This window comes from Caulobacter sp. CCNWLW153 (genome assembly GCF_036889365.1).
GTDB lineage: Bacteria > Pseudomonadota > Alphaproteobacteria > Caulobacterales > Caulobacteraceae > Caulobacter > Caulobacter radicis.
This window is the reverse complement of sequence record NZ_JBAKFV010000009.1, coordinates 151,446-173,537: the sequence shown is the minus strand read 5'-3', so window position 1 is coordinate 173,537 and position 22,092 is coordinate 151,446. Positions and strand designations below refer to the sequence as shown.

The 22,092-nt window shown below is 68.7% G+C and carries 27 protein-coding genes; 9 read left to right on the top strand and 18 right to left on the bottom strand.

All coding sequences use genetic code 11. The features are described from left to right. Positions 1–46 precede the first annotated feature (46 nt). From V6S85_RS15450 to V6S85_RS15440, 3 genes are all read right to left on the bottom strand, one after another. Entirely contained in the window at positions 47–1,111 is a 1,065-nt protein-coding gene (locus V6S85_RS15450; protein WP_334349463.1) for an XRE family transcriptional regulator, read from the bottom strand. A gap of 2 nt (positions 1,112–1,113) precedes the next feature. Next, complete coding sequence (locus V6S85_RS15445; RefSeq protein ID WP_334349462.1) at positions 1,114–1,740, bottom strand: hypothetical protein; 627 nt, start codon at positions 1,738–1,740, stop codon at positions 1,114–1,116. A gap of 302 nt (positions 1,741–2,042) precedes the next feature. Next, complete coding sequence (locus V6S85_RS15440; protein ID WP_334349461.1) at positions 2,043–2,747, bottom strand: DJ-1/PfpI family protein; 705 nt, start codon at positions 2,745–2,747, stop codon at positions 2,043–2,045. Positions 2,748–2,843: 96 nt separating this feature from the next. Here V6S85_RS15440 and V6S85_RS15435 point away from each other — a divergent pair, with 96 nt between their 5' ends. Beyond that, positions 2,844–3,785, top strand: coding sequence for a GlxA family transcriptional regulator (locus V6S85_RS15435; RefSeq protein ID WP_334349460.1), 942 nt, complete (start codon positions 2,844–2,846; stop codon positions 3,783–3,785). On the opposite strand, the gene V6S85_RS15430 is transcribed toward V6S85_RS15435, so the two are convergent. Further along, positions 3,782–4,336: a DUF1003 domain-containing protein gene (locus tag V6S85_RS15430; RefSeq protein ID WP_116565303.1), complete on the bottom strand. Its 555-nt coding sequence runs from the start codon at positions 4,334–4,336 to the stop codon at positions 3,782–3,784. The genes V6S85_RS15435 and V6S85_RS15430 overlap by 4 nt on opposite strands. Positions 4,337–4,477: 141 nt before the next feature. Between V6S85_RS15430 and V6S85_RS15425 the strand changes: the two genes are divergently transcribed. After that, positions 4,478–4,657: a YegP family protein gene (locus V6S85_RS15425; RefSeq protein ID WP_101718111.1), complete on the top strand. Its 180-nt coding sequence runs from the start codon at positions 4,478–4,480 to the stop codon at positions 4,655–4,657. Between the two features lie 78 nt (positions 4,658–4,735). Continuing rightward, a complete protein-coding gene (locus V6S85_RS15420) occupies positions 4,736–5,533 on the top strand; it encodes an SDR family oxidoreductase (RefSeq protein WP_116565301.1) in 798 nt (265 codons plus the stop codon). Here V6S85_RS15420 and V6S85_RS15415 read toward each other — a convergent pair. Then, positions 5,493–6,590 carry a cell wall hydrolase gene (locus tag V6S85_RS15415; protein WP_116565299.1) on the bottom strand — a complete coding sequence of 366 codons (1,098 nt, stop codon included), beginning with the start codon at positions 6,588–6,590 and terminating at the stop codon, positions 5,493–5,495. The genes V6S85_RS15420 and V6S85_RS15415 overlap by 41 nt on opposite strands. A gap of 383 nt (positions 6,591–6,973) precedes the next feature. Here V6S85_RS15415 and V6S85_RS15410 point away from each other — a divergent pair, with 383 nt between their 5' ends. Continuing rightward, complete coding sequence (locus V6S85_RS15410; RefSeq protein WP_334349458.1) at positions 6,974–7,192, top strand: hypothetical protein; 219 nt, start codon at positions 6,974–6,976, stop codon at positions 7,190–7,192. 61 nt (positions 7,193–7,253) lie between these two features. Here the strand turns inward: V6S85_RS15410 and V6S85_RS15405 are convergent, their stop codons facing one another. Next, positions 7,254–7,634: a YybH family protein gene (locus V6S85_RS15405; protein WP_334349457.1), complete on the bottom strand. Its 381-nt coding sequence runs from the start codon at positions 7,632–7,634 to the stop codon at positions 7,254–7,256. A gap of 133 nt (positions 7,635–7,767) precedes the next feature. Here V6S85_RS15405 and V6S85_RS15400 point away from each other — a divergent pair, with 133 nt between their 5' ends. Next, a complete protein-coding gene (locus tag V6S85_RS15400; RefSeq protein WP_334349456.1) occupies positions 7,768–8,319 on the top strand; it encodes a GNAT family N-acetyltransferase in 552 nt (183 codons plus the stop codon). A gap of 139 nt (positions 8,320–8,458) precedes the next feature. Here the strand turns inward: V6S85_RS15400 and cckA are convergent, their stop codons facing one another. The 7 genes from cckA to V6S85_RS15365 all read right to left on the bottom strand — a co-directional run bounded on the left by cckA (position 8,459) and on the right by V6S85_RS15365 (position 17,240). Beyond that, positions 8,459–10,522, bottom strand: a complete 2,064-nt coding sequence (gene cckA, locus V6S85_RS15395) for a cell cycle histidine kinase CckA (RefSeq protein ID WP_334349455.1) — start codon at positions 10,520–10,522, stop codon at positions 8,459–8,461. Between the two features lie 172 nt (positions 10,523–10,694). Next, positions 10,695–11,777, bottom strand: a complete 1,083-nt coding sequence (flhB, locus tag V6S85_RS15390; RefSeq protein ID WP_116565291.1) for a flagellar biosynthesis protein FlhB — start codon at positions 11,775–11,777, stop codon at positions 10,695–10,697. A gap of 9 nt (positions 11,778–11,786) precedes the next feature. Continuing rightward, entirely contained in the window at positions 11,787–12,542 is a 756-nt protein-coding gene (gene fliR, locus V6S85_RS15385) for a flagellar biosynthetic protein FliR (RefSeq protein WP_116565289.1), read from the bottom strand. A 13-nt stretch (positions 12,543–12,555) separates the two neighbouring features. Further along, the gene (gene fliQ, locus V6S85_RS15380; protein ID WP_058349392.1) at positions 12,556–12,819 is read right to left on the bottom strand and encodes a flagellar biosynthesis protein FliQ; all 264 of its coding nucleotides are present in this window, start codon (positions 12,817–12,819) and stop codon (positions 12,556–12,558) included. A gap of 375 nt (positions 12,820–13,194) precedes the next feature. Next, on the bottom strand, positions 13,195–14,880 hold the full coding sequence (gene phoY, locus V6S85_RS15375) for an alkaline phosphatase PhoY (protein ID WP_116565287.1): 1,686 nt from the start codon (positions 14,878–14,880) through the stop codon (positions 13,195–13,197). 58 nt (positions 14,881–14,938) lie between these two features. Then, complete coding sequence (locus tag V6S85_RS15370) at positions 14,939–16,483, bottom strand: glycine betaine ABC transporter substrate-binding protein (protein WP_334349453.1); 1,545 nt, start codon at positions 16,481–16,483, stop codon at positions 14,939–14,941. Beyond that, positions 16,476–17,240, bottom strand: coding sequence for an ATP-binding cassette domain-containing protein (locus V6S85_RS15365; protein ID WP_334349452.1), 765 nt, complete (start codon positions 17,238–17,240; stop codon positions 16,476–16,478). The genes V6S85_RS15370 and V6S85_RS15365 overlap by 8 nt, the downstream gene beginning before the upstream one ends. Positions 17,241–17,358: 118 nt before the next feature. Between V6S85_RS15365 and V6S85_RS15360 the strand changes: the two genes are divergently transcribed. Next, positions 17,359–17,562 (top strand): hypothetical protein, encoded by a 204-nt coding sequence (locus tag V6S85_RS15360; RefSeq protein WP_334349451.1) that lies wholly within the window; start codon positions 17,359–17,361, stop codon positions 17,560–17,562. A 32-nt stretch (positions 17,563–17,594) separates the two neighbouring features. On the opposite strand, the gene V6S85_RS15355 is transcribed toward V6S85_RS15360, so the two are convergent. The 4 genes from V6S85_RS15355 to flgB form a co-directional block, all read right to left on the bottom strand. Then, on the bottom strand, positions 17,595–17,834 hold the full coding sequence (locus tag V6S85_RS15355) for a CsbD family protein (RefSeq protein ID WP_116565279.1): 240 nt from the start codon (positions 17,832–17,834) through the stop codon (positions 17,595–17,597). Positions 17,835–17,906: 72 nt separating this feature from the next. Next, positions 17,907–18,212, bottom strand: coding sequence for a flagellar hook-basal body complex protein FliE (gene fliE / locus V6S85_RS15350; protein ID WP_116488991.1), 306 nt, complete (start codon positions 18,210–18,212; stop codon positions 17,907–17,909). Positions 18,213–18,224: 12 nt separating this feature from the next. Continuing rightward, the gene (gene flgC / locus V6S85_RS15345; protein WP_101715199.1) at positions 18,225–18,644 is read right to left on the bottom strand and encodes a flagellar basal body rod protein FlgC; all 420 of its coding nucleotides are present in this window, start codon (positions 18,642–18,644) and stop codon (positions 18,225–18,227) included. 11 nt (positions 18,645–18,655) lie between these two features. Further along, positions 18,656–19,096, bottom strand: a complete 441-nt coding sequence (flgB, locus tag V6S85_RS15340; RefSeq protein WP_116565276.1) for a flagellar basal body rod protein FlgB — start codon at positions 19,094–19,096, stop codon at positions 18,656–18,658. A gap of 105 nt (positions 19,097–19,201) precedes the next feature. On the opposite strand from flgB, the gene V6S85_RS15335 reads away from it, so the two are divergent. From V6S85_RS15335 to V6S85_RS15325, 3 genes are read left to right on the top strand one after another with little or no spacing between them, the layout of a single operon-like run. Beyond that, on the top strand, positions 19,202–19,516 hold the full coding sequence (locus tag V6S85_RS15335; protein ID WP_334349450.1) for a hypothetical protein: 315 nt from the start codon (positions 19,202–19,204) through the stop codon (positions 19,514–19,516). Continuing rightward, positions 19,516–20,313, top strand: coding sequence for a flagellar type III secretion system pore protein FliP (fliP, locus tag V6S85_RS15330; RefSeq protein WP_442885670.1), 798 nt, complete (start codon positions 19,516–19,518; stop codon positions 20,311–20,313). Before V6S85_RS15335 ends, fliP begins: the two co-directional genes overlap by 1 nt. Positions 20,314–20,363: 50 nt before the next feature. Next, positions 20,364–21,275 carry a ribokinase gene (locus V6S85_RS15325; RefSeq protein WP_116565274.1) on the top strand — a complete coding sequence of 304 codons (912 nt, stop codon included), beginning with the start codon at positions 20,364–20,366 and terminating at the stop codon, positions 21,273–21,275. Positions 21,276–21,451: 176 nt separating this feature from the next. On the opposite strand, the gene mopJ is transcribed toward V6S85_RS15325, so the two are convergent. Continuing rightward, the gene (gene mopJ, locus V6S85_RS15320; protein WP_101715230.1) at positions 21,452–21,949 is read right to left on the bottom strand and encodes a motility/cell cycle regulatory protein MopJ; all 498 of its coding nucleotides are present in this window, start codon (positions 21,947–21,949) and stop codon (positions 21,452–21,454) included. Positions 21,950–22,092: the final 143 nt, after the last annotated feature.

The following is a 22,092-nucleotide window of genomic DNA, read 5'->3' as shown; positions in this document are numbered from 1 at the left end:
GCCCGAAGACTACGAGAAGCCCCACCTTTTAAGGTGGGGCTTGTTGTTAAGTGACAATTCTTAGGCCCGTGGGGGAGCCGCGCTCGTCCGGTGCCGACGCTATGCCGAACAACATGCTTCGCAGTTCATGTTCAGGAACCGATAGACGCTCGGCTACGCGCGAAAGCGATATACCTTGGCGCCATAGATCTTGGAGTACCTTTGCCCAGATTTGAGAGGTCTCCCTAGGCATTGGGTTCGGCTCAACATTTCTCCCCATCTTGCCAAGCTCAATGCAATGGCCACGATAGTGCCAATCGCTGATCTTACCGATTTTATGCAGAGCATATGCCAAGGCCGCCGCCGAAACGCCCCAGCGCCGTTTTTTTTCGATAATTTCGTGGAGGCCTCGTACCCAGCGCACTTCTGCCTTGAGGTCCTCTTCAGGCATTAGGAAAGCTGAAGCAAAGGCGTCAGCCTCGCTCTCTGCCCGCGGATGGGAAGAGCCCGTGTGCCGATGGAGGATCAGATGGCCGAGTTCATGGGCGGCATCAAAGCGACTGCGCTCGGCGGTCTTCATCGTGTTGAGGAAGATATACGGCTTGTCGTCTCGCCAGAGTGAATACGCATCTAGGTGCCGCGTCTCTTCAACTAGTGAGAAGACGCGCACGCCACGGGCTTCCAGCAGGTTCACCAAGTTCCCGATGGGGCGCATGCCTATCCCCCAGGCCGCTCGAACCTGCATAGCGGCATGGGACGGCGATGCAGCCGTCACTCTTTCTGGCGAAAGATCGTGAGGCGGAAGCGCGTAGCGCTCGGAAACCCAATCATCCAACTCAAACGCTAAGGCTCCTGCCGCCATGGCCGCATTGCGCATCCCGGCTGTTAGGGAGCGCAACGAGCGAAAGCTGACGCCTTCCGGGTTTGGGTACTCAGGTGCCGGCTTCTCAAAGAAGGAAAGCGGAAACGACGAAGCAGACAGGAGCTTCTCACGGCTCGCTGCTGGCAGATCGCAATCACCAGCCTCAAACCTCTGTATTGTCTTTCTGTCGACGCCAAGCAGATCGGCGAATCCGATCTTCGTCAGTCCAAGCCGTAGCCGGACCAACTCAACGCGTTCTGGATTGAACATCGCTACTTCCGTGCGATGACGATATCGACAATCTCCGTCGGGCCTTCGCGCTCGCGACGATCGTTCGGCGCCAGGCTGGTGCCACGGCCGTCCAGCAAAACAATGCGCTGTTCGAAGCGCGTATAACGCCCGGCAGTGAATGTCACGGGCCTGGAAAGCTCCGCAAAAAGGGTGTCGCCGTCCTTATCATAATGGGTCCCAAGGACCCACGTGGTGTACTCTGAATCTTCTTGATGGTCCGGAACGGGAAGGCCAGGAATCCACGCCTGATTGCTGGCAACCTTCATCCGCGACGCAGCCCCCTTTTCGGCAAGGTTGGTCGGGCTGTTGGTCGAGTCACAACAATTGCGGTCGAAGTTGCAGTGGATCACACGCACCTTGTTGTGCGGGTTCCTGATCCCGGCTTGGTTATCCTTCTCGTCGAAATGCCAGCGCTCACCACCGAACGCCTCACGAAGGCCACGGGCGGCGCGAGCGTTCATGGTGATCAGATCGAAGCCGCGAGGGTCGGCGCTCGTGCAGAGCGCTCTCTCACTGTCAGCGTACCGCACCACTTCGATGAGCTTCTCAGCGTCAAGCTCGAGCGACGCCAATACGGAAATGGCCTCGGTGTGATGGGCTAGCAGCATGGAGCGAGTCGATGTCCCAAATTTCTCCCTCATATGATGGGGAAAATTGGGACATGCGTCAACGTCGTTCGGCAGAAGCGGCTGGCGCTGTTTCATCCTCCCACTGATACGCCTCCGCTTCTTTAGCCCCTTGAACCAATGGGCCTGACCGAGTGAGGCTGTGAGCTTTGGCAAAGGGTCGTGAAGCGAAGTTGGCGGCAGCATGTTTTCGAGGCGGTCAGATTGACGCCGCTAGCAAGTGTCGGTCTCGGTCAATTCCCGCCCTTGTGGCGGGAATGACGGGAGGTGAGGGAGCGGCTTGCTCAAGCCGTCTCCAGCGCCCCCTTCCGCAGCCTCTCCGCCGCCGCCACGGCCGCGGCTCGGCGTTCGTCCATGCCGTTGTCGTAGATGCGGCGCACGCGGGCGAGGATCTCGGGCGGGGCCAATTCGGGCCGGCCCGACTGGAACGGCGGGTCGGGGGCATACTCGACAGCCAGTTGGATGGCCTGGGCCACGGTCGGGCCGGCGATCTCGGCGACCAGGGTCAGGGCGAAGTCGACGCCGGCCGTGACCCCGCCCCCGGTGACGAAGCGGCCGTCGCGGGCCACGCGGGCCTCGTCGGGAATGGCGCCGAACAGAGCCAGCTGGTCGCGCCAGGCCCAGTGGCAAGCGGCCCGCTTGCCCTCCAACAGCCCGGCCGCCGCCAGCACCAGCGAGCCGGTGCAGACGCTGGTGACGTAGCGCGCGCTCCAGGCCAGGCGCTTGATCTCGGCGAGAAAGGCCTCGTCGCCCATGGCCTGCGTCGTGCCGAAGCCGCCGGGAATGCAGAGGATGTCGCACGCCTCGATCTGATCGAGCCGCGCCAGATGGGCGAAGATCAGGCCGTCGGCCTCGATCTCGCCGCCGGCCAGGCTGGCGACGGTGATGCTTGCCCCCGGCAGGCGCGCCAGGATCTGGTGCGGACCGGTGAAGTCGAGATGGGTCACGCCCGGAAACAGGGCGAAGACGATGCGGATCGGGTCGGCCATGGGTCGGCGCTCCAGGTTTGACGACCGATGCTCTCCCAGATAGCGTTCGGCGGAAATGACGGAGATCCCTCGATTTCCGCCAGCAATGGGGGAGCCATGCCTCGCGCGATCGGCATGCTGGTCTATCCCGGCTTCCAACTGCTGGACGCCGCCGGACCGATTTCGGCCTTCGAGATCGCCGCCCGGTTCGATCCGGGCGCCTACGGCCTGACGGTGGTGTCTCGCGACGGCGGCTGGACGGCCAGCAGCTCGGGCGCGGCCTTCGACACGGTCGCCTTCGACAAGGCCCCGATCTTCGACACCCTGCTGATCTCCGGCGGCGACGGCGTGCGGGCGCCGGCGACCTGCGCGGCGACGCTGGACTATGTGCGCGGGAGCGCCCGCGCGGCGCGGCGGACGGCCAGCGTCTGCTCGGGGACCTACGTGCTGGCGGCGGCGGGCCTGCTGGAAGGCAAGCGCGCGACCACCCACTGGAGCCGCACCAAGGACTTCCAGAAGCGCTTCCCGAACGTGCGGCTCGAAGCCGACAGGATCTGGGTGCAGGACGGCCCGATCTGGAGCTCGGCCGGCATCACCGCCGGCATCGACCTGGCCCTGGCCATGATCGGCGCGGACCTGGGCGAGGCGATCGCCAAGCGCACGGCCCAGCAGCTGGTGGTCTATCACCGCCGTCCGGGGGGCCAGTCGCAGTTCTCGGCCCTGCTGGAGCTGAAAGGCGGGCGCTTCGACGCCCTTCTGGCCTGGGCGCGCGAGAACCTGGCCCTCTCCCTTTCCGTGGAAGAACTGGCCGAACGCGCGGCCATGAGCCCGCGCAACTTCGCCCGCCTGTTCGCTGCCGAGACCGGCTCGACCCCGGCCAAGGCGATCGAGCGCCTGCGGGTCGAGGCCGCCCGCGCCCTGCTCGACAGCGCCCCGTTGCAGGTGGAGGACATCGCCCTGGAGGCCGGCTTCGGCGACTCCGAGCGCATGCGCCGGGCCTTCATCCGCGTCTACGGCCAGCCGCCCCAGGCGCTGCGCCGCGCGGCGAAGGCCGGCTAAGCGCCCCGCAGCGCCTTCACCTCGGCCCGCAGTTCGTCGAGGCAGGCGGTGTTGGCGCGAGCCATCTCGGACAGCTCGGCCATCCGCAGGGCGTCGAGCTTGTCGTGCAGGCGCATGATCTCGAGCTCGGCGCGCAGGTTGACGATGTAGTCGTGCTCGGCCGCCTCGCGGTCCTTCGTGGCCTGGCGGTTCTGGCTCATCATGATGATCGGGGCCTGGATCGCCGCGAGGGTCGAGAGCACCAGGTTCAGGAAGATGAAGGGATAGGGGTCGAAAGCCTTGTGGAACGGCATCAGGGCCAGGTTGAGAAGCACCCAGGCCGCCAGCACCGCCGAGAAGCCGCCGATGAAGCCCCAGGAACCGCCGATCGCCGCCACCCGGTCGGCCAGCCGCTCCCAGTAGCTGCCTTCCTTCTCGGCCAGCCCGGGCGCCAGGCCGGTGGGCGCCTCGGCGGCGATCAGGTCGATGACGCTGCGCTTGACGGCGGAAAGCTCGGCATAGGCCTCGCCCAGCAGGGTGCGCGAGAGGTGGTCGAGTTTGTCCGCGCTCATGGATCCGTCCCGCTTGGTGCCTCTCCATCATTCCGTGCGTCGGGCTTCACCGCAACGCGGTTGACAGGGTCGCGTCAGGGGCGCGAGGGTCGCTACGTCGGCTCGTCGACCAACGACAAGTCATCATCCCGGGAGCACCAGATGGCCCACAAGTTCCTGATCAAGAAGAACAAGGCTGGCGAGTTCGTCGCCTACTTCACCTACAACGGCGAGAGCATCTTCTGGACCGAAGGCTACGCCTCGAAGGCGTCGGCCAAGAACGCCATCGAGTCGATCAAGAAGAACGGGCCCGACGCCGAGGTCGACGACCAGACCGACTGACGCACGCGTGAACTTGACCCCTCCCCGTCGGTCGCTGTCTGATCGGCGATAATCAACGATAACGACGGGGAGGCGGACATGTCGGCTCGCAAGGCCATCTTCATCACCGGCGCGGCCAGCGGCATCGGCCTGGCCAGCGCCAAGCGCTTCGCGGCGGAAGGCTGGTTCGTCGGCCTTTCGGATATCGACGAGGCCGGACTTTCCCGCGCCCTGGCCGACATCGGGCCAGGCAACGGTTCCATCCACCCCCTGGACGTGCGTGACCGCGAGGCCTGGACGCCAGCCCTTTCCGCCTTCACCCAGGCCGCCGGCGGCCGGCTGGACGTGCTGTTCAACAACGCCGGGGTCGCGCGCTTCGGCCCCTTCTCGGAAAGCGACCCGCAGGGCGACGACCTGATGCTGGCGGTCAACGTGCACGGCGTGCTGAACGGCGCGCGGGCCGCCCTGCCCTTCCTGAAGGCCACGCCCGGCTCGCGGCTCGTGAACATGGCCTCGTGCGCGGGGATCTACGGCTCGCCGGGCCTGGCGGTCTATTCGGCGACCAAGTTCGCGGTGCGCGGGCTGTCCGAAGCGCTGGACGCCGAGTTCGCCGCCTTCGGCGTCAGCGTGGCCTGCGTCATGCCCTGGTTCGTCGAGACGCCGATCCTGCGCAACTCGCAGCCGGGCAAGAACGCCGACATGGGCGAGGAACTGCGCAAGAGCGGCCTGCCCGTCTATGGCGTCGACGAGGCCGCCGAAACGGTGTGGCGCGCGGCCCACGGCCGCGAGCTCTATTACCTGGTGGGCAAGCGGGCCAGGCAGATGCGCCTCATGGCACGCCTGGCCCCCGGGTTCCTCAGGAACCAGCTCCGGTCGCGATCACTGAAGACGGCTTGACCGCATCGGCCTTGTCGGCGGCCTTGGCCGGATGCATGGCCGGGGCCGAGGCCGGCTCGGGACCGACCTTCTCGGGACCGCCCATGCCGCCTTCCTTGGCGATCGCCATGGCGCTGGCGACGTAGATCATCGGCTTGCCGTCGGCGCTGGGCGCCTGCGGCAGGGACGTCAGGACGGGCGCGTTGGGCAGGTCGTCGATGGTCGAGGGACGCGGCTTGTCGGTGAAGGCGCCCGGCGCGCCGGCGCGACCGCCGAAGCGGTAGAACACGTGCATGCCGACCTGGGCGACGCGCATCAGGCGCGGACCCCAGTTCGGCGCGACGCCGGTGGTGTGGAAATGGGTGGCCGAGCCGACCTCGGACATCACCGTGCCGGCCAGGGCGCGCGAGGCGACCTTGCGGGCCCGGGTCCAGGCGGCGCGTTCGCGACCGGCGCGCATCGAGCCGTCGCAGGCGAAGCTGAACTGGCAGCCGGTGCGGGCCGAGGCGCCCTGGAACACCACGCCGCAGATCGACTTGGGGAACGAAGGGTGGCGTACGCGGTTTAATACGACTTGAGCCACCGCGGCCTGGCCGCTGGAGGTCTCGCCCCGGGCCTCGTAGTAGACGGCCTGGGCCAGGCACTCGAGTTCGCGCGAGCTTTCGAGGGCGTTGGCGAGGTGGAATGGCGCGGCGGCCGGATTGAACGAACCGCCGAGGCTGGCGCGCAGCAGGAGCGGCTTGTCCGCGGCCTTGTCGTCGCCGCTCTCGAGACGGGAGGCGAGCAGCGAGGCCTGGCGGTCGCGCTGGGCGTCGCCGGCGACGGTGTAGGGGTCATGGCGGCGGGCGATGGCGAGCGCCCCGGCGTCCATGCGCGACGCGGCCTGATGCAGCGCCGCTTCGGAGTAGCTCCCCGCGGCGCTGTCGGCCAGGCGCGTAACCCGAGCGTGCTGAGCGGCGGTCTGGGCCATGCCCCCCGCCAGATAGACGCCGCCAAGCGCCAGGCCCGTGACGGACCCGACCAATACGGCGCCGATCAGCCCGCGCGCGTCAGCGCACGTCTGCGACATGATATTCAAAACTTGCGTCCTGCGCGACGAGGGCGCACCGGCCCCCCGACAAAAACGCTCCCAAGACACCCGGAAAAAGCACTATCGGGCCGGTCTGGCAGCGGAGGTTCGACCATTCGCAATAAGGTCGAGATCCTGCTTATGCCTCGCCTTATGACCGAACTATGACCGAGTCGCAAGCGCCTGCTGCACCGCAGCATGGATTCTGCTCTGCTTTTCGGCGACCGATACCGTTAACACTTTGATTCACAGGAAAAACCTGGACGGGCGCCAAAACGCCGCAGCGGCGCGGTTTTTGGCCAGCCCGCGCGGCCTGTTCGGAACCTCGATCAAGCTTCGCCGTTAACCGCTGCAGTTTGGTCGGCCCCGCGCCGACGCCTTGGAGACCCGCCATGCCCCGCCTCTCGCCGTCCGTCCCGCGCCTGGCCGCCGTCCTCGCCCTGGCCGCCCTGACCACGGCCTGCGGCCACAACATGGAACAGCGGGCCGCCACCGGCGCCATCGCCGGCGCGGTGGTGGCCGGACCGTTCGGCGCCGTGGTCGGCGCGGGCGCGGGGGCGGTGGTGGACACCGCCGCCAGGCCGGCGCCGCGTTCGAAGAAGCGGCGGTAGGACGCGCTTCGCGCGTCCCCCTCTGGCCCTCCGGACCACCTCCCCCAGAGGGGGAGGATCCCTAGCCCAGCGTCACGAACAGTTCGTTCTCGATAACCCATTGGCCGGCGAGCTTGCGCCAGGTGGCCAGGTAGGTTCCGCTCTGGGTCGCGCCCTCGCCTTTCCAGGTTCCGACCCAGCGGCCGCTTTCCGCCGCGCGGGCGCCCTCGGCGTCGATCTCGATCAGGTCGCTGGTGCGGACGTAGGAGACGAAGTCGCGGTCGGCGAACTGGCCGGCGAAGGCCTCGATGATCTGGTCGCGGCCCAGCAGCAGCGAGCCGTCGCCGGCGATAACCTTGGCGTCGGTCGTGAAGAACGGGACGAGGCGCTCCGCGTCCTTGCCGGCGATCAGCCGGTTGGTGAGCTTGCGGCGGGCGGCGACGGCGTCCTGCGGCGCGATCATGAACTGACGGGTCCCTTCCTGGCGAAGGCTTTAGTCTTCGCGCATTTTCTTCACGCGAACCGGCATCCACTTCGCTCGAAAATGCCTCGCGCGGTATAGGCTGCGCCGTCGCCCCTCAGCAAACCCGGATCCGATGCCGCCGCTCGACGACCTCGCCGCCCGCACCGCCGACCTGCCCGTCCTGACGACGCCGCGCCTGACCCTGCGCCCGCCGGAGACCTCGGACTTCGAGGACAGCGTGGCCATGTGGTGCGAGCCGGAAGTCTATCGCTATGTCGGCGGCCGCGCCTCGACGCGCGAGGAAAGCTGGGCGCGGCTGCTGCGGGCCCGGGGGCTGTGGGCGCTGCTGGGCTATGGCTACTGGGCGGTGCGCGAGACGGCGACCGGGCGATATGTCGGCGAGGTGGGCTTCGCCGACTTCCATCGCGACATCGAGCCATCGTTCGAGGGCGTGCCGGAGATGGGCTGGGTGCTGGCCGGCTGGTCGCACGGCAAGGGCTTCGGGACCGAGGCGGTGAGCGCGGGCCTGGCCTGGGGCGAGCGCCGGTGGGGCCGAGATCCAGTGGTCTGCATCATCCACCCCGACAACGCCGCCTCACTGGCCCTGGCGGCCAAGACCGGCTTCGTCGAGGAGACGCGGACGACCTACAAGGAAAGTCCCACGGTGCTGCTGCGGCGGGGGTGATCAGGGCTCGCGATCTTCGAGCGCCATCAAGTGTCGTCATCCCGGCCGAAGCGTAGCGCAGAGCCGGAATGACGGTCATGGGGATGCGGAAAGCCTGGGTCCCCGCTTTCGCGGGGATTTTACGGAGAGAGAGTAGCTTCTAAGCCGCCTGGAGCTGCTGCTTGACGCGTTCGGCCAGGGTCTTGATGTCGATCGGCTTGGGCAGGAAGGTCACGCCGGTCTCGCCTTCAAGCAGGTCGCTGAACTCGGCCTCGGCATAGCCGGAGATGAACATCACCGGCGCGGTTCCCAGGTAGCCGCGCGCCTTCTTGAGCAAGGTCGGACCGTCGATGCCGGGCATGATCACGTCGCTGATCAGCAGGTCGATCTTGCCGGCGTTCTCCTCGGCGATGATCAGGGCCTCCTCGCCGTCGCTGGCCTCGAGCACCTCGTAGCCGCGGGCGCGCAGCAGGCGGGCGGCGACGCCGCGCACGGCGTCCTCGTCCTCGACGAACAGGATGCGGCCGGCGCCCGACAGGTCGCGGGCGGCGCGGGGCTTGGGCGGCTCGGCGACGGCGACGGCGGCCGCGGCGGCCTGGGCCGGGGTCGGCTCGTGGACGGGCAGGAAGATGCGGAAGGCCGCGCCCTCGCCCGGACGGCTGTGGACGTGGATCCAGCCGTCGCTCTGCTTGACGATGCCGTAGACGGTGGCCAGGCCCAGGCCCGTGCCCTCGCCCACCGGCTTGGTGGTGAAGAACGGGTCGAAGATCTTGCCCATGACCTCGGGCGGGATGCCGGGGCCGTCGTCGCTGACCTCGATGAAGGCCTGGTCGCCCTCGGCGCCGGGGAAGCCCAGGCTCCTGGCCTCGTCCTCGTTGAGGCGGGCGGTGCGGATGCGCACGACGCCGCCGCCCTTGGCGGCGCGCACGGCGTCGCGGGCGTTGACGGCCAGGTTCATGACCGCCGTCTCGAGCTGGCTCTTGTCGGCGCGCACCTGCGGCAGGTCGCGGCCGTAGTCGGTGATCAGCTTGACGTCTTCGCGCAGCAGGCGGCGCAGCAGGACCTCGAACTCCGAGATCAGCTCGCCCAGCTCCAGCACCTCGCGCTGGACGGTCTGCTTGCGGCTGAAGGCCAGCAGCTTGCGCACCAGGTCGGCGGCGCGCACGCCGGTCTGGCGGATCTCGTTGAGGCCCTCGTAGGACGGGTCGCCGACGGGGTGGCGGTGCAGCAGCTCGTCCAGGCGCAGCTGGATGGCGGTCAGCAGGTTGTTGAAGTCGTGGGCCACGCCGCCGGCCAGCTGGCCGATGGCCTGCATCTTCTGGGCCTGGGCCAGCTGCAGCTCCATCTGCTTCTGCTCGGACACGTCGATCAGATAGGCCACCAGGCGCCCGTCGGCGCGGTAGAGATAGAGGTGGGCGATGCGCGAGGGGTCGCGGGCCAGGCGCACCTCGAAGGGACCGGCCTTGCCTTCGGCGAGGCGCGTCTCGGCCTCGGCGCGCGAGGGCGGGTCGATCAGCTCGCCGAGCGCCATACCGGCGCGCACGGCGCCCGCCATGGCCGAGAGGGCCGGATTGGCCTCGAGGATCGGCGAGTTGAAGGGGTCCAGGCCCTCCAGCAGGGCGGCGCCGAACGGCGAGGCGCCGGAGAAGGCGTCCAGCGCCCGTGGCGGCGGGGCGGCCTGGGCGACGACCGGCGCCGTCGGCGGCAGCGGGGCGGCGATCGGCTCGGCCATGGCCGGCAGGCGGACCAGCAGGCGGCCGCCGGCCACGCGGGCGGCCAGGGCGGAGCGGTCCTGGCCGGCGACCAAGATGACGGCCTCTCCGACCTCGCCCTTGCGGGCGCGGACCAGGGCCGAGAACAGAGCGGCGTCCTTGGGCAGGCGGCGGGCCTCGCCCAGGGTGTCGCGCCAGGCCTGGTTGGCGGCCAGGATGCGGCCGTCGGCGGCGGTCAGGGCCGCGGGCTCGCCCAGGGCGTCGATGAAGCTGTCGACGACGTCGACGCCGTTGTCGTGCGCGGCCGAGGCGCGGATGGCCACCAGGCCCAGGATCGCCACGCCCGCGACGCCGGCCAGCAGCAGCAGGCCCGCCAGGGTGGCCGGACCGGCGCGCAGGGCCGGGGCCGTGGCGAAGCCGGCGGCGAGGACGAAGAAAACGGCCGCGCCCCAGATCAGGGGGTCGGCGCGGCGGCGGGTCGCCGTCATGTCTTTTCCGGGCGTCTCGGCCATGCCGACCGAAATCCTTCTGCAACCTGGTCGGGTGGAGGCCCCGACGATTCGTCCGGTAAGGATACTCCTTACGCGGCGCTAGAGCGCGTTTATCAAGCAGACCACTGATTCTACGGCGGAAATGTGATTTCCCGGCGGTTGCGTACCAGGCGGCGGAACGATCCGTTCACCGTCAATCGGCCCAGGCGCGACGCTTGGACTGCTTGTTGCCGAGCACGAAGCCGATGACCTTGGCGACGGCCTCGAAGTGCTCGGCCGGAATCTGCTGGTCGATCTCGACGGCGGCGTAGAGGGCGCGCGCCAGGGGCGGATCCTCCAGCACGTGGACGCCGGCCTCCTCGGCCACGGCGCGGATCTTCAGGGCGAGCTCGTCGAGACCTTTGGCCACGCAGATCGGCGCGGGGGTCTCGCCCTGCTCGTACTTCAGCGCCACGGCGTAGTGGGTCGGGTTCATGACGACGACAGTGGCCTGGGGCACGGCCTGCATCATCCGCTGGCGCGAGCGCTGCATCTGGATCTGGCGGCGCTTGGCCTTGATGTGGGGGTCGCCGTCGCTGTCCTTGTGCTCGTCCTTGACCTCTTTCAGGGTCATGCGCATGCGCCTGTTGAAGCGCAGGCGCTGCCAGAACCAGTCGAAGCCGGCGGTGACGACCAGGAAGATCAGCACGGCCCAGAACAGCTTCTTGCAGAGGTCGACGGCCAGCGGGAGCATGGCGGCCGGGTCCATGCCGACGAGGCCGATCACCACGCTGGCGTCGGGCTTGAGCACGAACCAGGCGATGACGCCGGTGACCAGGAACTTCAGGGCCGACTTGGCGAACTGCATCAAGCCGTCGGGCCCGAAGATCCGGCCCAGCCCCTTCATCGGGTCGAGCTTGTTGAGGTCGGGCTTCATCTTCTCGGCCGAGAACAGGAAGCCCGACTGGGCGATGTTGGCGGCGGCCCCCATCAGGCCCGAGACCACCATCACCAGCACCAGCGGCGGCAGGGCCGCCATCAGCACCTTGCGGGCGATCAGGTTGGCGCCGCCCTCGACGTCCATCTGGCCGGCCTGGGCGATGAACGGCACCAGGGCCTGGGCCATGTCGCGGGCCAGCCAGCCGCCGGCGATGGCGACGACGCCGAACGCGCCGGCCAGCGAGGCCAGCTGCGAGAAGTCCTGACTTTTGGGAACGTCGCCTTTCTTCCGGGCGTCCGCCAGTTTCTTGGCTGACGGATCTTCTGTCTTCGATTCCTGGTCCGTATCGTCAGCCACGGCGCGCTCCTAGTTGAAGACGCCGAGCAGATCGCGGTAGCGATCGCTCCACACCATGGCGATGCCGCCCAGGGACAGGGCCAGCAACGAAAGGCCCAGGATCACGCTGAGCGGCGAGGTGACGAAGAAGATCTGGAACGAGGGCATGACCCGGCCGACCAGGCCGGTCGCCAGGTTGAAGACGATCGAGAACACGATCACCGGCGCGGCCAGCTGGACGCCGAGCATGAAGCTCTGGGCCACCGTGCGGACGGCAAGGGCGGCGGCGTCGTTGACCGGCACGCTCTTGGTGAACGGGAAAAGCTCGTAGGAGCGCGCCATCGCGCCGATGAACAGGTGATGCAGGTCGGTGGCCATGACCAGGGTCAGGCCCAGCATCGACAGGAAGGTGGCGATGGCGGTGCTGGAGGGCGCGCCGGACGGGTTGGTGGTCTGGGCGAAGGACAGGGTGGTCTGCAGCGAGATGATCTCGCCGGCCGTGGTCAGGGCGCTCATGAACAGCTTCAGCACCGCGCCGATCATCAGGCCGATGAGGATCTCGTGGATCACCTGTCCGGCCAGGCCGCCCAGGGTGGTGGGCAGCGGGCCAACGGTCTTGGCGACCACCGGGGTCAGGACGACGGCGATCAGCAGGGCGAAGGCCAGGCGGATGCGCGGCGGCACGGCCTGCTCGCCGATGCCCGGCATCAGCATGACCATGGCCCCGATCCGGGCGAAGACCAGACCGGCGACATAGACCTGGGCGGTCGTCGCGAAGCTGTCCACGCCCCGCCCTTCCCTACATCGCCGCGATGCGGGCGGCGATCTGGCGCATGAAGCCAGACATCAGCGCGCCCATCAGCGGCAGGAACAGAAGCAGCGAGATGAAGATGGCCACGATCTTGGGCGCGTAGACCAGGGTGGCTTCCTGGATCTGGGTCAGGGCCTGGAACAGGCCGATGGCGACGCCGACCACCAGGCCGACGATCAGCACGGGCGCGCACAGTTGCAGGGTCAGCCAGATCGCGTCGCGACCCACGTCGAGGACTTCGGCTCCGGTCATGAACGGGCTTTCTGCGTACGCTCTGGTCGGTTTGGTGTGATCGCCACCCTGCGCCCGACATGGTTAACAGGGAGTTAGGGACTGTTAACACCGCGCCTGCGTCACCGCGCCGCACAAGTGACGCGGCGGCGGCGCGCTTTAGTTGCTGGCGAAACTATCTCGTGACATGCAAGCTTCACCGATCAGTCGGGAAAGTGTCATGCATACGGATTCGAAGTGGCATTGGTGGCAGCGTCATCCCTTTGTGGGCCTGGCCATCGGCTGGGCGGCGATCGCGCTCGGCGCGGACCTGGTCGCCCTGCTGCTGCGCCATTGAACGAAAAAGGGCGCGGATGAAATCCGCGCCCCTCTTACCGACGACGATCGACAAAAACCTCAGCAGTCGTGGCCCGCGCCCAGCGGTCGGCAGCGGCCGTCGATCGCCTTGGGGATCGGCACGCCGGTGACGGCGGCGATGGTCGGGGCGATGTCGACCGTCTCGATCGGCAGGATGCGCTCGCGCGGTTGCGCGGTCTTCCACCAGAACAGGATCGGCACGCGGCGGTCATAGTCCCAGGGCGTGCCGTGGGTGGCGACATAGGTATTGCTGGCGGTGGCCGGCACCAGGTTCGGCTTGAAGGCCACCAGGATGTCGCCCGAGCGGCCCGGATAGGCGCTGCGGCGCAAGCGCTCCTTGACGCTGATGGTGTCGGGCGAGGTTCCCTTGGCCACGGGCGGCGTGGTCAGCAGGTCGTTGATCTCATAGGCCTCGGCGACCTCGCCGCGCGAGCGGACGAGCGCCAGCGCGGCCGAGGCGATGCGGGCGCGCTCGACGGCCGGCGGGGTCTTCTTGTCGGCGCCGACGATCACCAGGGTGTCGATGCCGCCCGGGGCGACCAGCGGGTCGTAGTCCAGCGCCAGGTCGGCGCGCAGCTGCTGGTTCAGGCCCTTGAGCCAGGCCGAGGTGGCGATGCGCGAGACGTCGTAGCCTTCGTCATGCAGGCGCTCGGGGAAATCCGAACCGCCGTGGTCGGCGCTCAGCACCACCAGCACCTCGCCCTTGGCCTTGCCGATGCGCGACAGGAAGGTGTCGAGGCGCGCGTCCAGGCGGCTGAGGTGGTCGCACATCTCCGGACCGCGAGTGCCGTAGCGGTGGCCGATGAAGTCGGTGGCCGACAGGCTGACGGTCAGCACGTCGACCTGCGGGCCGTCGCCCAGGCCGAACTCGTCGCGCAGGGCGGCGGCGGCTTCCAGGGTCACGGCGTCGGTGTAGGGGCTGGCCGACAGGTCGCGCAGGGTCTCGGCGTCATTGGTCGGCAGCGGACGCGGCAGCTTGGCGTCCCAGGTGCGCTCGCCGGTGGTCCAGGTCTTTTCGAGGGCGGCGCAGGCCTTGTTCTCATAGGTCCAGACGAAGGGCTTCTTCTTCTGCTCGGCGGCCAGGCGCGCGTTCAGCGCGGCCACGGGCTTGAGCTTGGTCGCGGCGTCCTCGCCCGGCTTGACGTAGGTCGTGAAGCCGAAGCCCGCCTGGTACCAGAAGGCGCCGTCCGGATCGTGGCCGGCCATGGTGATGGCGCCGCGGTCCTTGCCCGACACGCCATAGACGCGGCTCTTGGGCGACACGGCCTTCAGCCATTCGCCATAGGTCGGAACCATCAGGTTCCTGGGGCTGACCGGATCCTGTTCGGACGGCGCGGCCAGGGTCACCGACTCGTCGAGCAGGCAGTAGGACTTCTTGCCGGTCGTGGCGTCGTACCAGTTGTTGCCGACGATGCCGGTGCGGTTGGGATAGGAACCGGTGAGCAGGCTGGAGTGGCCCGGGCAGGTCTCGGTCATGCCATGCGACTGGTAGCCGTTGGGATAGGTCACGCCTTCGCGGCCGAGCTTGCCCAGGCCGCCCTTCCACTGGCCGCGCCACTGTTCGAACAGGTTGGCGCTGAACTGGTCGATGGAGATCACCACGACCAGCTTGGGATCGGGCTTCACCTGGTCGGCCGCCTGGGCCGGGACGGAGGCGAAAAGGGCGACGCCGGCCAGCGCCGACAGCGCCGTCTTGGGGCCAAACGGGGAGGTAAGCTTGCTCATGGCGCGCAACCTGCCTCAACGACCGGGCGGTCGCAAACAAAGCTTCAGCAGACGAAGTTCACTGAGCGACGACGCCCAGTTCGCGCGCGGCCGCGGCGGGCGACTGCTTTGCGGTGTCGCGATCGACGGCGTAGTTGGCCCGGCGCATGGCCTCGACCGTCAGCTTGCCCGACAGCGAGGCCGCCAGGGCCCTCAGATCCGGATCGGCGGCGCGCCCGGGCGAGACCACCAGCACCGCGTCGTAGGGCGGCAGCGCGCCCCTGGGATCTTCCAGCACCACCAGGTCGTCGGCGGCGATGCGGCCGTCGCTGGAGAAGGCCGAGATGACGTCGGCCTCGCCCGAGGCCAGGGCGCGGTACATGAAGGTGGGCTGGAACTGGCGGCGGCTCTTGAACTTCAGGCCATAGGCCTTCTCGACCGCCGCCCATTCGGGCCGCGAGAAGAACTCCAGGTCGCCGCCCATGACCAGGTTCGGCGCCTTGGCGGAAAGATCGGCCAGGCTGCTTACGCCCAGCGCCTGCGCCCTCTCGCGCTTCATGGCGAAGGCATAGGCGTTCTCGAAGCCCAGCGGCGCGGCCAGCACCACGCCGTCGCGACGGGCCAGCTCGGTCTTCAGCGTGTCGAGCACCGCCCGGCGGCCGGGGTTGTCGGTGCGGTGCAGGACGTTGGCCCACAGGGTGCCGGTGTAGTCGACATAGGCGTCGATCTCGCCGGCGGCCAAGGCGCGGTAGGCGACGGCGGAGCCGAGATTGATGCGCCGCTCGACGCGGGCGCCCCGCCCTTCCAGCCGCTGCGCCATCAGTTCGGCCAGCACGTACTGCTCGGAGAAGTTCTTGGCGCCGATCACATAGGCCTTGGGGCGCGGCGTCAGGGCCGGAACCGCCAGCGGGGCCAGGGCGACGGCGAGGCCCAGCCCCAGGGCGGCCAGTGCGCCGCCCCAGAGGACGGGCCTGCGCTGCTCCAGCCCGCGACCGACGAGGCCCAGGAACTGGTCGACGACCAGGGCCAGGGCGGCCGAGGCCGCGCAGCCGACCAGAACCATGTCCCAGGCCTCGGTCTGAAGCCCCGAGAAGATGTAGTCGCCCAGCGAGGTCTGGCCGACGGGGGTGGCCAGGGTCGCGCCGCCGATGGTCCAGACGGCGGCGGTGCGAACGCCGGCCAGGATCACCGGCGCGGCCAGCGGCAGCTCGACCTTCGTGAGGCTCTGGCGCGGAGTCATGCCGACGCCCCGGGCCGCCTCGGTCACGGCGGGGTCGACGCCGGCCAGGCCCGCGGCGGTGTTCCGCAGGATCGGCAGCATGGCGTAGAGCGACAGGGCCAGCAGCGCCGGCAGGAAGCCGAGCGCGGGAAAGCCGAAGCCAAGCGTCGCCTTCGCCAGGTTCGAGAGCAGCAAAAGCAGCGGATAGAACAGAGCCAGTAGCGCCAGGCTGGGAATGGTCTGGACCAGGCCCGTGACCGCCAGGGCGGTCCAGCGCAGCCCCGGTCGGCGCGCGGCGGCGAAGCCCAGCGGCAAGGCGACGGCCAGGCCCAGCGCCAGGGCGGCGGCCGACAGGGCCGCGTGCCAGGCCAGGCGTTGCGGCAGCAGGGCCAGCAGCTCAGTCATCCAGCAGCGCCCTCACCCGCTCGGCCTGGCGGCGCGGCGCGGCCATCAGCGCCTCGACGCGCGGGTCGTCCTGGCCGGCCATCAGGTCGCGCGGCGCGGCGTCGGCGATGATCCGACCCGCGTCGAGCACCACGATGCGGTCGGCCAGCAACAGGGCCTCGGCGACGTCGTGGGTGACCATCACCGTGGTCAGGGACAACGCCTGGTGCAGGCGGCGGACGTCGTCGCCGAGGGCCTGGCGGGTGATCGGGTCGAGCGCGCCGAACGGCTCGTCCATCAGGAGGATCGCGGGGCGAGCGGCCAGGGCCCGGGCCACGCCCACCCGCTGGCGCTGGCCGCCCGACAGCGCGGCGGGCCGGCGCTGGGCGACCGCGCGCGGCAGGTCGACGAGGTCGAGCAGTTCGTCGACGCGGGCGGCGATCTCGTCCTTCTTCCAGCCCAGCAGGGCCGGCGCGACGCCGATGTTTTCGGCCACGCTCATGTGCGGGAAAAGGCCGATCTCCTGGAAGACATAGCCGATGCGGCGGCGCAGGACCGGGCCGTCGAGGCCGTTCACCGCCTCGCCATCGATCCTGACAACGCCGGACGTGGGCGGCGCCAGGGCGTTGATGGTCTTGAGCAGCGTGGTCTTGCCCGCGCCCGAACCGCCGACCAGGGCCACGAACTGGCCCGGCGGGATCGACAGGTCGACGCCCTGCAGCGCGACGGCGCCGTCATGCGTCTTGCCGACCTGTTCGAGGGCGATGGCTGGTGTCATGCGCGCTCACCTTTCCCGCTGCCGGGCGCTGCGACAAGCCGTCCCGCTTGCACCAAGCCAAATCAGACGCGTTAATGGTGGTTAACGGGGGTAGTTCTGGCTGGCGTGGAGCATGACGATGGCCGCAACCCTGACCGCCGCCTCCCCTGCGGGAGGCTTCAAGGCCCGCAAGCGCCGCAAGGCCGTGCAGCGCCGCCTGCGCGTGGCCGTGGCCCTGATGGTGCTGCTGAACCTGGCCGTCTGGGCCGGCGTCGTGGCGGCCCTGCGGGGCGTGGACGTGGCGGGGCTGGTTCCGCTCCTGGGACAAACCCTCTCTCTTTGAGAGAGGGATTCCTCAGAGAGAGGGATTCCAAGTCAGTCCTTGGCGTCCTTAGCCGCCGCCTTGAGGTCTTCGCCGGCCGATTTCACGCCGCCGACCACCTCATCCTTCTTGCCTTCCTTTTGCAGGTCCTTGTCGCCGGTGAGATCGCCGACGGCGGACTTGATCTCGCCTTCGGTCTTCTGGGCGTGGCCGGAATCCTTGTCGCCGCAGGCGGTCAGGGCGAGCGCGGCGGCGGCGATGGCGACGAGGGAGAGAGGACGCGCGAGGTTCATGCGGTAGAGCTCCTTGTTCGAGCTCCCAACGCCTCGCGGGCGCTTTAGGTTCGATCCGTCACGGCCAAGCCGTCAGATCGACATCCGCATGATCTCTTGATAGGCCGAGATCACCTGGTCGCGGATCGAGATCACGGTCTCGAGGCTGGCTTCGGCCGACGAGATGGCGGTGACGACGTCGATCAGCTCGGCCTTGCCGGCCGCCTGCTGGGCGATCTTGTGCTCGGCCTGGCGCGAGGCCTGGACCGTGTCGGTCATCGCCGACTTCAGCATGTCGCCGAAGTCCATCTTCTGGGACTCGCCGACGCTCTTGCCGAGCGACAGCGGCGTGGAGCCGGCGGCGGCGTAGGCCTTGGAGGCTGCCAGAGCGGTGATCATCGCCTAGCTCCCCTACTTCTTGAGGATGTCGAGCGTGCGCGACTGCATGCTGCGCGCGGTCTCGATGACGTTGAGGTTGGCCTCGTAGGCGCGCTGCGCCTCCTTCATGTCGAGCGCCTCGACCAGGGTGTCGACGTTGGGCAGCTTGACGTAGCCCTTGGCGTCGGCCGCCGGGTTGCCGGGGTCGTACTCGGTCTTGAAGTCCTTCTGGTCGCCCTCGACGCGGGCCATGGCCACGCCCTCGGCGCCCTCGACCTTGGCCGGACGGAACACCGGCACCTGGCGGCGATAGGGATCGCCGCCGGCCGTGCGGGCCGTCGAATTGGCGTTGGCGATGTTCTCGGCGATGATGCGCATGCGGCCCTGCTGGGCCTTGAGCGCGCTGGCCGCCACGGCCATCGCCGCCGCCGACTGGGATCGGATCTCAGCCATCTATGCGTCCTCTAGCCGTTGGGGCGACGCGCGGCGGTGCGCAGCATCGACATGGAGCGTTGGTAGAAGGAGACCGCCGCGTCGTAGTTCATGCGCGCATCGGTCATCTTGAGCATCTGGTCCTCGAGCGTCACGGAGTTGCCGTCGAGGGTGGTCTCGCTGTCGGGGCCCTGGGGCGAGCGCCACAGGCTGGCGGGCTTGGACGGCGCGATGTGGCCGGCGCTGGTGGTCAGCATCTGCAACGGGCGGCCCATCGTGGCCAGGCCGCTGCTGGTCCCGCCGGTCGCCTGGGCGTCGAGCGAGGCCTGGAAGGAGAAAGCCTTGAGGTCCCGCGGCTGATAGCCGGGGGTGTCGCCGTTGGCGACGTTCTGGGCGACCACCTTCTGCCGCTCGGTCAGATAACCGAGCCGGCTCTTCAGCATCGAGAAAAGAGGGATGTCGTCCGGACCCATGCGAGCATGGTGAAGAAACAGGGTTAATCAGGCTTTAAGAACCGTGAGGCACACCAGGGATGCGGCGCCTCGCCGCGCCTCTTTCCTGTGGAATCCTGTCCGCGCATGGACGTCTTTCTTCTGATCCGCGCCGTCGCGGCGCTGGCCGTCACCCTGGGCCTGATCGGCCTGGCCGCCGTGGCCCTGCGCAAGTTCGGCCCCGAGGCCCTCAACCGCATCGTCTCCAAGCGCCGCGAGCGGCGCCTGCAGGTGGTCGAGACCTTGGTGCTGGACCCCGCCCGTCGCCTGGTGCTGTGCCGGCTGGACGGCGAGGAGCGCCTGGTGCTGCTGGGCGACGGCCGCCTGCTGGACTGGACCCCCGCCGGCGCCCCCTCGCCTTCGCCCGCCCCCGTCACGACCCAGCCGGAGCCCGTGGTCTGATGCGCCTGCTCAAGACCCTCACCGGCGCCACGCCGCAGGAACTGCGCCGCGCCGCCGTCATCGCCATGCTGGCGGGCCTGGCGACGACGCTGGGTCCGTCGCTGGCCATGGCCCAGTCGGCCATCAATGTCGATCTCGGCACGGGCGCGGGCCTGACCGAGCGGGTCGTCCAGCTGGTCGGCCTGCTGACGGTGCTGTCGCTGGCGCCGTCGATCGTGATCATGACGACCTCGTTCGTACGCATCGTCGTGGTGCTGGGCTTGCTGCGCACCGCCATCGGCGTGCAGCAGAGCCCGCCCAACCCGGTGATCATCAGCCTGGCGCTGTTCCTGACGGCCATCGTCATGGGCCCGACCTTCGAGCAGTCCTACGACGCGGGCGTCAAACCCCTGCTCGACAAGCAGATGGAGCTGCCGCAGGCCTTCGAGGCGGCCGGCCAGCCGGTGAAGACCTTCATGCTGCGCCAGGTGGACGAGGACGACCTGGCCCTGTTCATCCGTCTTTCGAAGATCGAGAAGCCGAAGACCGCCCAGGAGACCCCGCTGAAGGTGGTGACCCCGGCCTTCATGATCTCGGAACTGAAGCGCGCCTTCGAGATCGGCTTCCTGCTGTTCATCCCGTTCCTGGTCATCGACCTGGTCGTCGCCAGCGTGCTGATGAGCATGGGCATGATGATGCTGCCGCCGGCGACGGTCAGCCTGCCGTTCAAGCTGATCTTCTTCGTGCTAGTGGATGGGTGGCGACTCGTCTGCGGCAGCCTGGTGGAAAGCTTCCAGCGCGGGACCGGCAGCGGGTAAGATCCGACGACACCGAACAGAATAACTAGAACAACAGAAGACCAAGACCGATGGGCGTTTTCGTACTGGGCTCGATCAATCTGGACGCCGTGGCGCGGGTCGACGACCTGCCGCGGCCGGGCGAGACGGTGGCCGGCCTGTCGCTGGAGCTGTTCCTCGGCGGCAAGGGCGCCAACCAGGCCGTCGCCGCCGCCCGCATGGGCGCGCCCACCCGCCTGATGGGCGCGGTCGGCAAGGACGACAGCGGCATCAGCCTGAAGGGCAAGCTGGCCGGCTACGGCGTGCAGGTGGCCGACGTGGCCGAACTGTCGGGCGCCCCCACGGGCCAGGCCCACGTCTGGGTGTCGTCGGGCGGCGAGAACATGATCGTCGTCACCGGCGGCGCCAACATGATGATCACGCCCCAGCAGGTGGCGGCCACGGCGCTGGAAGGCCAGCGCGTGCTGCTGGCCCAGCTGGAAACCCCGGCCCCCGCCATCGAGGCCCTCTTCAAGGCCGGCGCGGCCAAGGGCGGCCTGCGCGTGCTGAACGCCGCCCCCGCCCTGCCCCAGGGCGCGGCGCTGTTCCCGCTGACCGACATTCTGATCCTGAACCAGACCGAGCTGGCGACCTACGCTCGCCTCGACCACGAGCCGGCCAAGCTGGAGGAGGTCTCCAAGGCCGCCCGCAAGCTGATGAGCCGCCCCGACCAGACGATCATCGTCACCCTGGGCAAGACCGGCGTGGCCGCCGTGCGCCGCGACGAGGCCTTCCTGGTCGAGGGCCGCAAGGTCAAGGCCGTGGACACCGTCGGCGCGGGCGACTGCTTCTGCGGCGCCCTGGCTGCTGGCCTGGCCGCCAATCTCGACCTGCGCGAGGCCGTCGAGCAGGCCAATGCGGCCGCCGCCCTGTCGGTGCAGAAGCCGGGCGCGGCGCCGTCGATGCCCAGCAAGCGCGAGGTCGAGGTGTTCCTGGAGGGGTGAGGTCGCGGACCTTCCAGTCCTCCCGTCATTCCCGCCCTTGTGGCGGGAAACCCTGGTTCCGTTCGCATATGGGGTTCAAGCGGCGTGCTGAGCACGCCGCCGCACTCTCGCTTGCGGCTGACAGAGGGGTTCCCGCCACAAGGGCGGGAATGACGGGAGTTTTTGAACGCCGCCCGTCAGGCGGCGCGGATGCCGCTGAAGCCGCCTTCGGCCTGGGCGCCGACGATGGCGTCGTAGCCGAGGATCATGTCGACGTCCTTGCCGTTGGTCGCCAGCGGCAGGCGCAGCCACAGGATCGAGACGTGCGGCGCGCCGCGCCAGGCCAGGCTGTGCACGCCCACGCCCGGACGACGCTCGTCGACGACCTTGTCGAGTTCCTTGCGCCAGTAGTCGCCGGCGGCGGTGTTGTAGACCTCGCTCAGCGCCTTGCCGGTGATCTCGCGGCCGTAGACGCCGTAGAGGCCGGTGCCGGCCAGGCGCAGGCGATAGTCGCGCGGCTCGCGCACGACGTCGATCAGGCTGACGGTCGGCAGCAGGCGCTTGATGCCGGAAGGGTGAAGATCGGCACGCGCAGGCAGGTTCGCCCCGCGGCGCAGGGACGCCCAGTATGCGAACATTTCCTGATGAGCGCGGGCCGCGGTCGCGGATGCGCTCAGTTGCGCGGACATCTTCAGAGTCCTTAACAAGCCTTTGGAATCACGGTGATTCACCGCTCATTCACTATGTCTTAAGCACCGAATCGGCGGAAGCGAAAAAACGCCGCCGCCAACAAAGATTCCGCTTGAGAGTCAATCTGGAAGCACAACGCCCGGGCGCT